Below are 14,129 nucleotides of genomic sequence, written 5' to 3'. Positions count from 1 at the left end.
CTGAGCCCCCCGTGGGTGTCGCCGAGTGCGCCAGGCGGTACCTGCGCGCGAGGCCCGGCCACCGCCGTTGCGGCGCGGCCGAGTTGAGAGGGCAGCGTATCGTCCGTGATCTTCCCGCTGTCGTCCGGTTCCCTCATCGGGGCCGAAGGCAGGCAAGATGGGGGCGTGACCCTTATTGATCAGCTGCCCCCGACCGACGATCCCGACGCCCTCTTCGAGGCCTTCTCGTCCTGGACCGAGACGCAGGGGATCACCCTCTACCCCGCTCAGGAGGAGGCGCTGATCGAGGTGGTCTCCGGGGCCAACGTGATCCTTTCCACGCCCACCGGGTCCGGGAAGAGCCTGGTCGCGGCGGGTGCGCACTTCACCGCCCTGGCCCAGGACAAGGTCACCTTCTACACCGCCCCGATCAAGGCGCTGGTCTCGGAGAAGTTCTTCGACCTGTGCAAGCTGTTCGGCACGGAGAACGTCGGCATGCTCACCGGGGACGCCTCGGTCAACGCCGACGCCCCGGTGATCTGCTGCACCGCCGAGGTGCTGGCCTCCATCGCGCTGCGCGACGGGAAGTACGCGGACATCGGCCAGGTCGTGATGGACGAGTTCCACTTCTACGCGGAGGCGGACCGGGGCTGGGCCTGGCAGATCCCGATCCTGGAGCTGCCGCAGGCGCAGTTCATCCTGATGTCGGCGACGCTCGGCGACGTGCGGATGTTCGAGGAGGACCTGACGCGGCGTACGGGCCGCCCCACCTCCGTGGTCCGCTCGGCGACCCGTCCGGTGCCGCTGAGCTACGAGTACCGGCTGACGCCGATCACCGAGACGCTGACCGAGCTCCTGGAGACCAGGCAGTCGCCGGTGTACATCGTGCACTTCACCCAGGCCGCCGCGGTGGAGCGGGCGCAGTCGCTGATGAGCATCAACATGTGCACCAAGGAGGAGAAGGAGAAGATCGCCGATCTGATCGGCAACTTCCGCTTCACCACCAAGTTCGGCCAGAACCTCTCGCGTTATGTGCGGCACGGCATCGGTGTGCACCACGCCGGCATGCTCCCGAAGTACCGCCGGCTGGTGGAGAAGCTGGCTCAGGCCGGTCTGCTGAAGGTGATCTGCGGTACGGACACGCTCGGCGTCGGCGTCAACGTACCCATCCGCACCGTGCTGTTCACCGCCCTCACCAAGTACGACGGCACCCGGGTGCGCACGCTGCGGGCCCGTGAGTTCCACCAGATCGCCGGCCGGGCAGGGCGGGCGGGTTTCGACACGGCGGGCTTCGTCGTCGCCCAGGCGCCCGAGCACGTCATCGAGAACGAGAAGGCGGTCAAGAAGGCCGGCGACGACCCGAAGAAGAAGCGCAAGGTCGTCCGCAAGAAGGCTCCCGAGGGCTTCGTGGCCTGGTCGGAGACCACCTTCGACAAGCTGATCCAGTCCGATCCGGAGCCTCTGACCTCCCGTTTCCGGGTCACGCACACGATGCTGCTGTCCGTGATCGCCCGGCCGGGCAACGCCTTCGAGGCCATGCGGCACCTGCTGGAGGACAACCACGAGCCGCGCCGGGCGCAGCTGCGCCACATCCGCCGGGCCATCGCGATCTACCGTTCGCTGCTGGACGGTGGCGTGGTGGAGCAGTTGGACGAGCCGGACGCGGAGGGCCGTATCGTGCGGCTGACCGTCGACCTCCAGCAGGACTTCGCGCTGAACCAGCCGCTGTCCACGTTCGCGCTCGCCGCGTTCGAGCTGCTGGACCCGGACTCGCCGTCGTACGCGCTGGACATGGTCTCGGTCGTGGAATCGACGCTGGACGACCCGCGCCAGATCCTGGCCGCGCAGCAGAACAAGGCGCGCGGCGAGGCGGTCGGGCAGATGAAGGCCGACGGGATCGAGTACGAGGAGCGGATGGAGCTGCTCCAGGAGGTGACGTACCCGAAGCCGCTGAGCGAGCTGCTGTGGCACGCGTACGACGTCTACCGGCGCAGCCACCCGTGGGTGGGCGACCATCCGGTGTCGCCGAAGTCGGTGATCCGTGACATGTATGAACGGGCCATGACGTTCACGGAGTTCACCTCCAACTACGAGCTGGCGCGCACCGAGGGGATCGTGCTGCGCTATCTGGCGAGCGCGTACAAGGCGCTGGAGCACACCATCCCGGACGACATCAAGTCCGAGGACCTGGAGGATCTGATCGCCTGGCTCGGTGAGATGGTCCGTCAGGTGGACTCCAGTCTTCTCGACGAGTGGGAGCAGTTGGCCAACCCGGAGGTCGAGACGGCCGAGCAGGCGCAGGAGCGGGCCGACGAGGTCAAGCCGGTCACGGCGAACGCCCGCGCCTTCCGGGTCCTGGTGCGCAACGCGATGTTCCGCCGGGTCGAGCTGGCCGCGCTGGACCGGGTGCGTGACCTCGGCGAGCTGGACAAGGACGCGGGCTGGGACGAGGACGCGTGGGGCGAGGCGATGGACGCGTACTGGGACGAGTACGAGGAGCTGGGCACCGGTCCCGACGCGCGCGGGCCGAAGCTGCTGAAGATCGACGAGGACGCCGAGCACGGTCTGTGGCGGGTCCGTCAGACGTTCGCCGACCCGAACGGCGACCATGACTGGGGCATCAGCGCCGAGGTCGACCTCGCGGCGTCGGACGAAGAGGGCCGGGCGGTCGTGCGGGTCACCTCCGTGGGCCAGCTGTGAGCGGACGCGCGAGGTCACCGCGAGAGTGGAGAGGAACGGCATGACGAACCCCGCCGAGAGCCTGGTCGACCTGCTCGACCTGGAGCGGATCGAGGTGAACATCTTCCGTGGCCGCAGCCCCGACGAGTCCCTGCAACGGGTCTTCGGCGGGCAGGTGGCGGGGCAGGCTCTGGTGGCCGCCGGCCGCACCACGGACGGGGACCGGCCGGTGCACTCGCTGCACGCCTATTTCCTGCGTCCGGGCCGACCGGGGGTGCCGATCGTCTACGACGTCGAGCGGGTCAGGGACGGCAGGTCGTTCACCACCCGCCGGGTGACGGCCGTGCAGCAGGGCCGGACGATCTTCAACCTGACGGCGTCGTTCCACCGCCCCGAGGAGGCGAGCTTCGAGCACCAGCTGCCGCCGGCCCGCGTCGTGCCCGGTCCCGAGGAGCTGCCGACGGTCGCCGAAGAGGTGCGCGAGCACCTGGGCGGTCTGCCGGAGGCCCTGGAGCGGATGGCGCGGCGCCAGCCGTTCGACATCCGCTACGTCGACCGGCTGCGCTGGACGCGGGAGGAGGTCGAGGGCGCCGACCCGCGCAGCGCTGTGTGGATGCGCGCGGTGGGTCCGCTGGGCGACGATCCGCTGGTGCACACGTGTGCGCTGACGTATGCGAGTGACATGACGCTGCTGGACGCGGTCCGCATCCCGGTGGAGCCGTTGTGGGGGCCGCGCGGCTTCGACATGGCGAGCCTGGACCATGCCATGTGGTTCCACAGGCCGTTCCGGGCGGACGAGTGGTTCCTGTACGACCAGGAGTCGCCGATCGCCACGGGCGGGCGGGGGCTGGCGCGCGGCCGGATCTACGACCGTGCGGGCAGTCTGCTGGTGTCGGTGGTGCAGGAGGGGCTGTTCAGGCGGCTGGGCGACGCCCCGTCCGCGTAACGCCTCAGGTGCCGGGCAGCACGTCCTGCTCGACCTCGTGCCGCCGGTGGCGGATGGCGGGCGGCGCGGGGTGCAGTTTGGCGTCGCAGGAGGGGCCGAGGCCGGTGCGGCGGGACGCTGTGCCGGTGAGCGGCCGTCCGCAGAGGCGGCAACGCACGGTGCGGGGGCCGGTGGCCGTGGCGGTGCCGGGCAGCGGCTCGGTCGCGGGGGCGGCTTCGGGTGACTCCACGTGGTCATACTCCCAGCTGTCCGGTCCTGGCCGTACGGGGTACACCCGCCCCGGGAACGCCCGGTGGCGCGAGCCCTCGTCCTCGCGCCGGTCCGTGCCACCGGAGGCCGCCCGCCCGCGCGCACTCGCGGCCCCGAGTCCGCGCCGGGTGGCACGCTCGTGCCGCCGACGCAGCCGTGAGGCGCCGTCAGGCCCTTTCTCGGCGGTCGGAGTCCGAGCACAGCGCCCAGATGATGAAGACGTCGATGGCGATGAGCACGATAGACCACAGCGGGTAGTGCGGCAGCCAGGCGAAGTTGGCGAGTGCGCCGAGTCCGGCGAGTACGACGCCCACGACCCGCGCCCACAGGGCCCCGGTGAACAGGGCGAAGCCGGCGAGCACGATGACGATGCCGAGGATGAGGTGGATCCAGCCCCAGCCCGCCAGATTGAACTGGAAGACGTAGTCGCGCGTGGCGACGAACACGTCGTCCTTGGCGATGGCGGAGATCCCCTGGAGGACCGCCATGGCCCCGCCGAAGATCATCAGGACCGCCGCGAACGCCGTCCAGCCCGCTCTGAACGGATGGTGCGGGCCGCTGGTGCCGCGGGTCGTCTGTGCTGCACTGCCGGTGCCGGCCATCTGGGGCCTCCTTTACTGGCTCGGTCACCCGGCAGGAGAGGTGTGCCCGCCGGGCGTCCCGATTCCAGCGTGGCATGGGCACGCGTGTCCGGCAGAACGGCGGGCAGTAGCTGTGCGGGGCTGCTCGCACCCGTGCCGACCTGGAGTTATGATCGCGCGGCCGCGTTGCCGGTCCGCGCGGAGGGATGGTCGAGGCGTCGACGGCGCCGCATCCCGCCGTCACCGTGAAAGGACCCGCCCCATGACCGAGATCGTCCAGGTGTCCGGACCCGAGCTGGTCACGTACGCCGATGAGCTGGCCGCTCTGCTGGTGGAGACCGTCGAGGGCGGTTCGTCGGTGGGTTTCCTCGCGCCCCTGGACCGGGGTGCCGCCGCGGACTGGTGGCGGGAGCGGGCCGCCGCCGTGGACGCCGGACGGCTGCAGGTGTGGCTGGCCCGGGACGGGGAACGCATCGCCGGAACGGTCGGCCTGGTCAGGGCGCCCCTGCCCAATGCCCGCCACCGCGCGGAGGTGACCAAGCTGATGGTCCGCCCGTCCGCCCGCGGCCGCGGTCTCGGCCGGGAGCTGCTGGACGCCGTCGAGCGCGCGGCCGGTGAGGACGGCATCACGCTGCTGGTCCTGGACACGGAGAGCGGGGGCCTGGCGGAGGGGCTGTACCGGTCGGCCGGCTGGACGGAGTGCGGGTCCGTCCCGGACTACGCGGCGGACCCGGCCGGGGTCCTGAAGCCGACGACCTTCTACTACAAGGCGGCCGGCTTCGCACCCCGGGAGCCCCGGGCGTAAGAATGGGCGGGAAGACACCGACGAGGAGACCTTCATGACGCTGTACGACATCCCGCTCCGCACCCTCAGCGGCGAGCCGACCACCCTGGGCGCCTACAGCGGCCGGGCCGTGCTGCTGGTGAACGTCGCATCGCAGTGCGGTCTGACCCCGCAGTACGCCGGGCTGGAGCGCCTCCAGAAGGAGTACGGGGACCGCGGTCTGACCGTGCTCGGCGTGCCGTGCAACCAGTTCGCCGGCCAGGAGCCGGGGAGCGCGGAGGAGATCCGGACGTTCTGCTCGACGACGTACGGGGTGACCTTCCCGCTGCTGGAGAAGACCGACGTCAACGGCGCCGGCCGGCACCCGCTGTACGCGGAGCTGACGCGGCTCGCGGACGCGGACGGCGAGGCCGGGGACGTCCAGTGGAATTTCGAGAAGTTCCTGATCTCGCCGGCCGGTGAGCCGGTGGCCCGTATCCGCCCGCGTACGGAGCCGGAGGCCCCGGAGCTGGTGGCCGCGATCGAGGCGCAGCTCCCGGCTTGAGGCACGGCTCCCTGTTCAGGGGGCGCGGGCCTCAGGCGCGGCTCAGCAGCAGGGAGCCCTTGGGGTAGGTGGCACCACCGTTCACGTTCGCCACCTGGACGCGGACGGGGGTGCCCTCCTTGATGTTGCCGGTCTTCCACGACGTGCAGTAGGGCGCGGTGTGGCCACGGGTGGTGGCGATGCGGTCCCAGGTGCCGTCCCCGCCGATGTCGAGCTTCACCTCGATGCTCCAGCCGTCGGCCGAGGTGTCGCAGGCGCGGATCGAGTCGCCGGGGGCGCCGCCGTAGGGGTCGGCGTTCCATTCCCCGTAGCCGCCGAATGTCGCGTCGACCGTCCGGGGCGCGGCGGACGCCGTTCCCTGGGCGGTGACGACGAGCCCGAACGCCGCAGCGACGGCCGCCGCGAGCCGTATTCCACCGGTCCCCACCATGCTCTGCCCCCTCCATCACCCGGTCACGATCTCCACGGGGAATCTACAGGTACATGGCAGGTGCACACCATCGTGAGCGGTACACGCGACCCGGCCCCCGCCCCCTGCACGTGGTGCCGGGGGCGGGGGCCGGGTCGCGTTCCGGGCCGCTGAGGGCCGTCAGCGGATCGGCATGCCGGAGAGGGTGCGGGCGATGACCAGGCGCTGGATCTCGCTCGTTCCCTCGAAGATCGTGTAGATCGCGGCGTCCCGGTGCATGCGCTCGACCGGGTATTCACGGGTGTAGCCGTTGCCGCCGAGGATCTGGATCGCCTGGGCTGTGACCTTCTTGGCGGTCTCGCTCGCGTACAGCTTGGACATGGAGCCCTCGGCGGACTCGAAGGGCTTGCCGGCGGTGGCCATCCAGGAGGCGCGCCAGACCAGGAGGCGGGCCGCGTCGATCTGGGTGCGCATGTCGGCGAGCTGGAAGGCGACGCCCTGGTTGTCGATGATCGGCCGGCCGAACTGGGTCCGGGTCCTGGCGTAGTCCAGCGCCACCTCGTACGCGGCACGGGCGGTACCGACGGCCATGGCGCCGACGGCCGGGCGGGAGGCCTCGAAGGTGGCCATCGCCGCGTTCTTCACACGCTCGCCGCCGGAGGCGGCACGCTCGCGGGCGCGGGCGAGGCGCTGGTCGAGCTTCTCCTTGCCGCCGAGCAGGCAGTGGCCGGGGACGCGCACGTCCTCAAGGACGACTTCGGCGGTGTGCGAGGCGCGGATGCCGTGTTTCTTGAACTTCTGGCCCTGCGACAGGCCGGGGGTGTCCGGCGGGACGATGAAGGAGGCGTGCCCCTTGGAGCCGAGTTCGGGGTCGACGACGGCGACGACCACGTGGACGTTGGCGATGCCGCCGTTGGTCGCCCAGGTCTTGGTGCCGTTGAGCACCCACTCGTCCTTGGCCTGGTCGTAGACCGCGCGGGTGCGCATCGAGGCGACGTCGGAGCCGGCGTCGGGCTCGGAGGAGCAGAAGGCCGCGACCTTGACGTCGTCGGCGTCGCCGTACATCTGCGGGATCCAGGTGCCGATCTGCTCCTCGGTGCCGTTGGCGAGGACGCCGACGGCCGCCAGCCCCGTACCGACGATCGACAGGGCGATGCCGGCGTCGCCCCAGAACAGTTCCTCCATGGCCATCGGGATGCCGAGCCCCGTAGGATCGAAGAACTGCTGGGCGTAGAAGTCGAGGGAGTAGATCCCGACCTTCGCCGCCTCCTGGATGACGGGCCAGGGCGTTTCCTCACGCTCGTCCCACTCCGAAGCGGCCGGACGGATCACGTCAGCGGCAAAGCCGTGAAGCCAGTCACGGACCTCCTTCTGGTCATCGTTGAGTTCGAGCGTGAACTCGGCCATGTTCCCCTCCACGTGCTGCCTCGAAACGCCTCGTTACTTGCGGTAACAACAGTCTGTTACCGGCAAGTAGCCTCTGTCAACCACGTGAGACGCCATCCGCGCCGCGCCGGACAGGGTGTTACGTTGCGCAGGCAGGACGGACAGGCACGGCCAGGGGTGGGAGAAACGACATGGAGACCACACGACAGGCGGAGCGCCAGCGGACCTCGGCGGAGCGCCGCCGCCGTGAGCTGCTCGAAGCCGCCGACCGCGTGGTACTCAGGGACGGCCCCGGGGCCTCGATGAACGCCATCGCGGCCGAGGCGGGAATCACCAAGCCCATCCTCTACCGGCACTTCGGCGACAAGGGCGGCCTCTACCGCGCCCTCGCCAAGCGGCACACCGACGCCTTGCTGAGCGCCCTGCGCGCCGCCCTCGACGCACCCGCCGACCGCCGCGAACGGGTCGAGTCGACCCTCGACACCTATCTCGCGGCCATCGAGGCACGCCCTCAGGTCTACCGCTTCCTGATGCACCCGTCCGACGACGCCACCCCTTCTCCCGAGCAGGGTTTCGACGTCGGACGGCACTCCGCGCCGCTGCTGCGCCGCCTGGGCGAGGAGCTCGCGGCCGTCATCGCCGAGCGGGTGGACCTCGGCCCGGACAGTCAGGCGATGGCCCGCATCTGGGGCCATGGCATCGTCGGCATGATGCACGCGGCGGGCGACTGGTGGCTGGGCGAACGCCCGTGCTCCCGCGAGCAGTTGGTGCGGAGCCTGGCCGATCTCCTCTGGGGCAGGCTGGCCGCCGCCGGCGACCGCACGGGCGGCCCCGGCTTCTGACGAGCCACCGGTCAGCCGGTCAGCCGGTGCGCCCCCAGGGTGCCCGGCGGGCGGCGCGCAGCACCCGAGCCCGGCGCAGACCGGTCAGCCGGTCGGTGTAGACCCGGCCGTCGAGGTGGTCGCACTCGTGCTGGAGGCAGCGCGCGAAGAAGCCGGTCCCGGCGATCCGCACCGGCTCGCCACCCACCGTCACCCCCTCCACCACGGCGTGGTCGAAGCGCGGTGTGCCGGCCTCCAGGCCCGGGAGCGAGAGGCAGCCCTCGGGTCCGCGCACGGTGACACCGTCCGCCTCCACCAGTACGGGGTTGACCACGTGGCCCAGGTGGCGCACGTCCTCGTCGTCGGGGCAGTCGAAGACGAACACCCTTGACGGCACACCGATCTGGTTCGCGGCGAGCCCGACGCCCCGCGCCTCGTACATCGTGGCGTACATGTCCTCGACGAGCCGGGCGAGCGCGGGACCGAAGTCCGTGACCGGTTCGCACGCCGCGTGCAGGACCGGGTCGCCGAGCAGGCTCATGGTCCGGACGATTCCGGAAGTGCCGGGGATCGGGCGGTTTCGCATGGCGGCCATCGTACGTTCCGCACGACCGCCCGGACACGCCGGGCACCCCGCCCCCGACCCCCGTCAACTCCCGCGCTCCGGTCACCCGGCCGGACTCCGGGCACGACCCCGGGGCCGCCTACGTGACGCGTGACGCGGGTGCCGAACGTGAGCGGTTCGGGCGCTCAGCGACTCCCCCGCGTTCACGTCCATGACCAACGCACACATGCATGACCGTTGACGTGCCCATGGCACCACTCTACGGTCGATGGAAAGCGCTTGCACCGGGCCGGGCGCAAGTCCGCGCCCTACCCTCCCCCCACCTGGAGTCGAACGATGCAGATCAAAACTGTTCTCGCATGTGCCGGCCTGCTGGCCGGCTCGCTCGCCACCCTGGGCGCCACCGCGCAGGCCGCCCCGACGCACGAGACGGCCTCCGTGCGAGCGGCCGCGGCGGCGCTGTACGTGGCGCCGGACGGTACCGCCGACGCGGCGGGCACGGAGTCGGACCCCACCACGCTGTCCTCGGCGATCGGCCGGGTCGACTCCGGAGGGACGATCTACCTGCGCGGCGGCACGTACCACTACGGGCAGACGGTCACCATCGAGCCGGGCAACGACGGCACGTCGGGCGCCCGCACCACGATGGCCGCCTACCCGGGCGAGCAACCGGTGCTGAACTTCTCGGAGATGAGCGAGGACCCTGCCAACCGCGGGCTCGCGGTGAACGGCGCCTACTGGCACATCGACGGCATCACGGTCGAGCACGCCGGTGACAACGGCATCTTCGTCGGCGGCAGCAACAACGTCATCGAGCACGTCGTGACGCGCTTCAACCACGACTCGGGCCTGCAGATCTCGCGGATCTCCTCCAGCACCCCCGACGACGAGTGGCCCGCCGACAACCTCATCCTGAGCTCGGAGTCGCACGACAACGCCGACTCCGACGGCGAGGACGCCGACGGCTTCGCGTCCAAGCTCACCTCGGGCCCCGGCAACGTCTTCCGCTACACCGTCTCCCACAACAACATCGACGACGGCTGGGACCTCTACACCAAGAAGGACACCGGCCCCATCGGTCCGGTGACCATCGAGGACTCGCTCTCCTACGACAACGGAACCCTCTCCGACGGGACCGTGAACGACGACGGCGACCGCAACGGCTTCAAGCTCGGCGGCGACGGCATCGAGGTGGACCACATCGTGCGGCGCAACATCGCCTACAACAACGGGCACCACGGGTTCACGTACAACAGCAACCCCGGCTCGATGACCGTGTCGGACAACATCGGCATCGACAACGAGGAGCGCAACTTCTCCTTCGACAAGGGCACTTCGGTGTTCCGCGACAACACCTCCTGCCGTAGCGGCAGCGGCTCCAACGACAAGACCGTCGGGGACGCGGACAGCTCCAACCAGTTCTGGTCGGGATCGAACGGCTCCCGGTGCTCCGCGTACGAGGGCGCCATGCAGTGGTCGTTCGCCTCGGACGGCCGCCTCGTGGTGTCGTTCGGCGGGAACATCGTCACGCCGTGACCGGCCGCGGTGCCGGGGGTACGGCATACCCCCGGCACCGCTCCCCCTCACCCCTCCCGCAGGCTCGTGATCAGGTCGCGCGGCAGACCGTGCGTGTCGTGGAGGTAGTGGAAGTCCTCGTCGGTCAGCGGCCCTCGGAAGCGGGGCCGGGCGAGCACCTGACGGCCCCGCTCCAGGAGCCCGGCGAACCGGCGCTCCTCCTCGGCCAGTACCCGCGGCACCACACCGGGGTCCAGGTCCTGCCGGAAGTGGTCCAGGGTGTGCCGGACCAGTTCGGGCGGCAGGTCCCCGAGGGTGCGCGAGGGATCGTCGCGCCGGAGCACGGTCAGCACCCGCCGCAGCAGGCGCCGCAGCACGTACCCCCGCCCGGTGGCGGCCGGGCGCACCCCGTCCCCGATGACGACGACCGCGGACCGCAGATGGTCGCAGACCAGCCGCAGCGACACCTCGTCCAGCGGCCACAGGCCCGGCACGAGGCGGCGCCAGGGGTCGAAGGCGTCGCACTCGAAGACCGACCGCCTGCCCTGGAGCAGCGTGGCCAGCCGCTCAAGACCGAGCCCGGTGTCGACATTGCGCCGGGGCAGTGGCACGAGCGAGCCGTCGTCGAGCCGGCGGTGGCTCATCGTGACGTGGTTCCACACCTCCACCCACCGCTCGTCCCGGGTGGGGGTGGAGACGGGCGGGCCCTCGCCGTTCCACAGGAAGATCTCCGAGTCGGGGCCGCAGGGCCCGACCGGGCCGTTGGACCACCAGTTGTCCTCCACGGTGAGCTCGACGGGGACACCGAGGGCCTGCCACAGCCGCAGGGAGGCCATGTCCCGCTCGGTCCGGTCGTCACCCGCGTACACCGTGGCGTGCAGCCGTCCGGGGTCGACCCCCAGCCCCTCGGTGAGCAGGCCGTATCCCCAGTCGAGGCTGCGCGGGCCGTCGTAGTCGCCCAGCGACCAGGTGCCGAGCATCTCGAAGACGGTCAGGTGGGTGGCGTCCCCGACCTCGTCCAGGTCGGTGGTCCGCAGACAGCGCTGTACGTTGACGAGCCGGCTGCCCCCGGGGTGGGGGCGGCCCTCCAGGTACGGGGTGAGCGGGTGCATGCCGGACGTGGTGAAGAGCACGGGGTCGCCGGGCGGCGGCAGCAGGGTCGAGCCGACGACGCGGTGGTGGCCGCGGTCCTCGAAGTACTCGACGAACGTGCGGGCCAGCTGTTCCGTATCCATGGGGATGACTCCTTCGCATCGCAGCGGGGAGGCACCGGAGAACGGGACCCGTTCAGTCACCCGGCCGGGGCACGAATACCGCGGCACTGCCGACGGACCGTTTCCGGTCGCCGGGGGAGGGGAATGTCAGACGGCGGCAACCGGCGAGCCGGGCGCTCGCGCGGTCGCGGTGGTGATCGGGCCGATGACGTTCATATCGGCGACGGTAACGCGCTCCCGGCCGCCGGCGCACCCGGAATTCCGGGCCGGCGCACCCGCGGACCACGCGATGGCGCTCCCGCGCGCCGCGCATTCCACGGGAACTCCACGTGCCGGACGGTGCCGCGGTGCCGTCACCGCGCCGGACATCGATAGGCTGGGCGGCGGACCGATGCAAGGAGGATCTAGGACGATGGCAGGCAACACGGAGCCGTTGTCGCCGCGGGCCAAGCTGGCCGTGACGGCGGGCAAGGCCGCTGCGGCGGTGTCGCGGGCGGCCGGGCGGGGCAGCGGATCGGTGATCGGCGGCCGGGTGGCGCTCAAGCTCGACCCCGACCTGCTCGGGCGGCTGGCGCAGCACCTGGACGTGATCCTCGTGTCGGCGACGAACGGCAAGACGACCACCACACGGCTGATCGCCGAGGCGCTGCGGGCCGCGGGCCCGGTCGTCTCGAACGCGCTGGGCGCCAACATGCCCGCGGGCATCACCTCGGCCCTGGCCGGCGGCTCCGACGCGCAGTACGGCGTGATCGAGGTCGACGAGAAGTACCTCGCGGGGGTCGCCCGCGACACGACGCCCAAGGTGATCGCGCTGCTCAACCTCTCGCGCGACCAGCTGGACCGGGCCGCCGAGACGCGGATGCTGGCCGAGAAGTGGCGCGAGGGGCTGTCCGGCTCCAAGGCCGTGATCGTCGCCAACGCCGACGACCCGCTGATCGTCTGGGCGGCCTCCTCCTCCCCCAATGTGGTGTGGGTGGCAGCCGGCCAGGCGTGGAAGGACGACGCCTGGTCCTGCCCGTCCTGCGGCGGCGTGATGCAGCGCCCCGGCGACGACTGGTTCTGCGGCGAGTGCGGCTTCCGCCGCCCGCCGCCCAGCTGGGTTCTGCACGGGGACTACGTGCTCGACCCGCACGGTTCGGCGTGGCCGATCCACCTCCAGCTCCCCGGCCGCGCCAACAAGGCCAACGCGACGAGTTCGGCGGCCGTCGCCGCCGTCTTCGGTGTGCCGCCCCAGGTGGCCCTGGAGCGCATGTACCAGGTGCAGGCCGTCGCCGGCCGCTACGACGTGGTGGGCTTCCTCGGCCGTGAGCTGCGGCTCCTGCTGGCGAAGAACCCGGCGGGCTGGCTGGAGACGTTCTCCCTGATCGACCCGCCGCCCACCCCGGTGATCCTGTCGGTCAACGCGCGCGGCGCGGACGGCACGGACACCTCCTGGCTCTGGGACGTCGACTACACCCAGCTCGCGGGCCACCCGATCTTCGTGCTCGGCGACCGCAAGCTGGACCTCGCGGTCCGGCTCGAAGTGGCCGGGCTCGACTTCCGGGTCTGCGAGAACCTCGATGAGGCCGTGCAGCAGGCACCGCCGGGACGCATCGAGGTCATCGCCAACTACACCGCCTTCCAGGATCTGCGCCGTCGTGTCGGCAACTGACCCCGGCCCCGGCCCCCTCCGGAGAGGACGAAGCATGAGCAACAACAGCCTGCGGCTGGTGTGGGTCTACCCGGACCTGCTGAGCACCTACGGCGATCAGGGCAACGCCCTGGTGGTGGAGCGCCGGGCCCGTCAGCGCGGTCTCGACGTGTCGCGCGTCGATGTCCGCAGCGACCAGCCGGTCCCCACGTCCGGGGACATCTATCTGATCGGCGGCGGCGAGGACCGGCCGCAGCGGCTCGCGGCGGAGCGGCTGCGGCGTGACGGCGGCCTCAGCCGGGCCGCGTCCAACGGCGCGATCATCTTCTCGGTCTGCGCCGGCTACCAGATCCTCGGCCACGAGTTCGTGAACGACCTCGGTGAGCGCGAGCAGGGTCTCGGACTGCTCGACGTGGTCTCGACCCGCGGCGAGGGTGAGCGGTGCGTCGGCGACGTGCTGGGGGACATCGACCCGCAGCTCGGTCTTCCGCCGCTGACCGGCTTCGAGAACCACCAGGGCGTCACGCATCTCGGCCCGACGGCACGGCCGTTCGCGCGGGTGCGGTTCGGCCGGGGCAACGGCACGGGCGACGGCACGGAGGGCGCGTACAACGACACGGTCTTCGGCACCTACATGCACGGTCCCGTGATGGCGCGGAACCCGCTGATCGCGGATCTGCTGCTGAAGCTGGCGCTCGATGTGAACGCTCTTCCGCCCACCGACGACCGGTGGTACGAGGCGCTGCGCGCGGAGCGCGTCGCGGCCGCCACACAGCCCGCCTGACCAGGCCTTTTCTGATCGGTCCGATGAGGTCGATCGGGCTCAG

At 71.1% G+C, this 14,129-nt stretch carries 14 protein-coding genes; 8 read left to right on the top strand and 6 right to left on the bottom strand.

The window, feature by feature from the left end; translation table 11 throughout:
- Positions 1-165: 165 nt before the first annotated feature.
- Together B082_RS0128760 and B082_RS0128755 are read left to right on the top strand one after the other, a co-directional pair.
- Positions 166-2,679 carry a DEAD/DEAH box helicase gene (locus B082_RS0128760; protein ID WP_018555258.1) on the top strand — a complete coding sequence of 838 codons (2,514 nt, stop codon included), beginning with the start codon at positions 166-168 and terminating at the stop codon, positions 2,677-2,679.
- A 40-nt stretch (positions 2,680-2,719) separates the two neighbouring features.
- Positions 2,720-3,604 carry an acyl-CoA thioesterase gene (locus B082_RS0128755; RefSeq protein WP_018555257.1) on the top strand — a complete coding sequence of 295 codons (885 nt, stop codon included), beginning with the start codon at positions 2,720-2,722 and terminating at the stop codon, positions 3,602-3,604.
- Positions 3,605-3,608: 4 nt separating this feature from the next.
- Here the strand turns inward: B082_RS0128755 and B082_RS0128750 are convergent, their stop codons facing one another.
- Positions 3,609-3,833: a DUF6011 domain-containing protein gene (locus B082_RS0128750; protein ID WP_018555256.1), complete on the bottom strand. Its 225-nt coding sequence runs from the start codon at positions 3,831-3,833 to the stop codon at positions 3,609-3,611.
- Positions 3,834-4,020: 187 nt separating this feature from the next.
- Positions 4,021-4,455: a DUF7144 family membrane protein gene (locus B082_RS0128745; RefSeq protein WP_018555255.1), complete on the bottom strand. Its 435-nt coding sequence runs from the start codon at positions 4,453-4,455 to the stop codon at positions 4,021-4,023.
- A gap of 241 nt (positions 4,456-4,696) precedes the next feature.
- On the opposite strand from B082_RS0128745, the gene B082_RS0128740 reads away from it, so the two are divergent.
- Together B082_RS0128740 and B082_RS0128735 are read left to right on the top strand one after the other, a co-directional pair.
- Positions 4,697-5,239, top strand: coding sequence for a GNAT family N-acetyltransferase (locus tag B082_RS0128740; protein WP_018555254.1), 543 nt, complete (start codon positions 4,697-4,699; stop codon positions 5,237-5,239).
- Between the two features lie 34 nt (positions 5,240-5,273).
- A complete protein-coding gene (locus tag B082_RS0128735) occupies positions 5,274-5,762 on the top strand; it encodes a glutathione peroxidase (protein ID WP_018555253.1) in 489 nt (162 codons plus the stop codon).
- A gap of 31 nt (positions 5,763-5,793) precedes the next feature.
- Here the strand turns inward: B082_RS0128735 and B082_RS0128730 are convergent, their stop codons facing one another.
- On the bottom strand, positions 5,794-6,192 hold the full coding sequence (locus B082_RS0128730) for a hypothetical protein (RefSeq protein WP_018555252.1): 399 nt from the start codon (positions 6,190-6,192) through the stop codon (positions 5,794-5,796).
- Positions 6,193-6,351: 159 nt separating this feature from the next.
- Entirely contained in the window at positions 6,352-7,578 is a 1,227-nt protein-coding gene (locus B082_RS0128725) for an acyl-CoA dehydrogenase family protein (RefSeq protein ID WP_018555251.1), read from the bottom strand.
- Positions 7,579-7,748: 170 nt separating this feature from the next.
- Here B082_RS0128725 and B082_RS0128720 point away from each other — a divergent pair, with 170 nt between their 5' ends.
- Positions 7,749-8,399: a TetR family transcriptional regulator gene (locus B082_RS0128720; protein ID WP_018555250.1), complete on the top strand. Its 651-nt coding sequence runs from the start codon at positions 7,749-7,751 to the stop codon at positions 8,397-8,399.
- 19 nt (positions 8,400-8,418) lie between these two features.
- Here B082_RS0128720 and def read toward each other — a convergent pair whose 3' ends face one another.
- Entirely contained in the window at positions 8,419-8,973 is a 555-nt protein-coding gene (gene def / locus B082_RS0128715) for a peptide deformylase (protein ID WP_018555249.1), read from the bottom strand.
- A 306-nt stretch (positions 8,974-9,279) separates the two neighbouring features.
- Between def and B082_RS0128710 the strand changes: the two genes are divergently transcribed.
- Entirely contained in the window at positions 9,280-10,479 is a 1,200-nt protein-coding gene (locus B082_RS0128710; protein ID WP_018555248.1) for a right-handed parallel beta-helix repeat-containing protein, read from the top strand.
- Positions 10,480-10,526: 47 nt separating this feature from the next.
- Here B082_RS0128710 and B082_RS0128705 read toward each other — a convergent pair whose 3' ends face one another.
- Positions 10,527-11,693: an alanine--tRNA ligase-related protein gene (locus B082_RS0128705; protein ID WP_018555247.1), complete on the bottom strand. Its 1,167-nt coding sequence runs from the start codon at positions 11,691-11,693 to the stop codon at positions 10,527-10,529.
- 391 nt (positions 11,694-12,084) lie between these two features.
- On the opposite strand from B082_RS0128705, the gene B082_RS0128700 reads away from it, so the two are divergent.
- Complete coding sequence (locus B082_RS0128700) at positions 12,085-13,323, top strand: Mur ligase family protein (RefSeq protein ID WP_018555246.1); 1,239 nt, start codon at positions 12,085-12,087, stop codon at positions 13,321-13,323.
- Positions 13,324-13,357: 34 nt separating this feature from the next.
- Positions 13,358-14,086: a type 1 glutamine amidotransferase gene (locus tag B082_RS0128695; protein ID WP_018555245.1), complete on the top strand. Its 729-nt coding sequence runs from the start codon at positions 13,358-13,360 to the stop codon at positions 14,084-14,086.
- Positions 14,087-14,129: the final 43 nt, after the last annotated feature.

The organism is Streptomyces sp. ATexAB-D23, assembly GCF_000373645.1.
Lineage (GTDB): Bacteria > Actinomycetota > Actinomycetes > Streptomycetales > Streptomycetaceae > Streptomyces > Streptomyces castrisilvae.
The sequence above is the reverse complement of the archived record's forward strand: the minus strand, read 5'-3'. Positions and strand labels throughout refer to the sequence as shown.

Coding starts and splice junctions, on each gene's coding strand:
- B082_RS0128755 (WP_018555257.1), top strand. CDS start 2,720: ATGACGAACCCCGCCGAGAGCCTGGTCGACCTGCTCGACCTGGAGCGG.
- B082_RS0128745 (WP_018555255.1), bottom strand. CDS start 4,455: ATGGCCGGCACCGGCAGTGCAGCACAGACGACCCGCGGCACCAGCGGC.
- B082_RS0128740 (WP_018555254.1), top strand. CDS start 4,697: ATGACCGAGATCGTCCAGGTGTCCGGACCCGAGCTGGTCACGTACGCC.
- B082_RS0128735 (WP_018555253.1), top strand. CDS start 5,274: ATGACGCTGTACGACATCCCGCTCCGCACCCTCAGCGGCGAGCCGACC.
- B082_RS0128730 (WP_018555252.1), bottom strand. CDS start 6,192: ATGGTGGGGACCGGTGGAATACGGCTCGCGGCGGCCGTCGCTGCGGCG.
- B082_RS0128725 (WP_018555251.1), bottom strand. CDS start 7,578: ATGGCCGAGTTCACGCTCGAACTCAACGATGACCAGAAGGAGGTCCGT.
- B082_RS0128720 (WP_018555250.1), top strand. CDS start 7,749: ATGGAGACCACACGACAGGCGGAGCGCCAGCGGACCTCGGCGGAGCGC.
- def (WP_018555249.1), bottom strand. CDS start 8,973: ATGGCCGCCATGCGAAACCGCCCGATCCCCGGCACTTCCGGAATCGTC.
- B082_RS0128710 (WP_018555248.1), top strand. CDS start 9,280: ATGCAGATCAAAACTGTTCTCGCATGTGCCGGCCTGCTGGCCGGCTCG.
- B082_RS0128705 (WP_018555247.1), bottom strand. CDS start 11,693: ATGGATACGGAACAGCTGGCCCGCACGTTCGTCGAGTACTTCGAGGAC.
- B082_RS0128700 (WP_018555246.1), top strand. CDS start 12,085: ATGGCAGGCAACACGGAGCCGTTGTCGCCGCGGGCCAAGCTGGCCGTG.
- B082_RS0128695 (WP_018555245.1), top strand. CDS start 13,358: ATGAGCAACAACAGCCTGCGGCTGGTGTGGGTCTACCCGGACCTGCTG.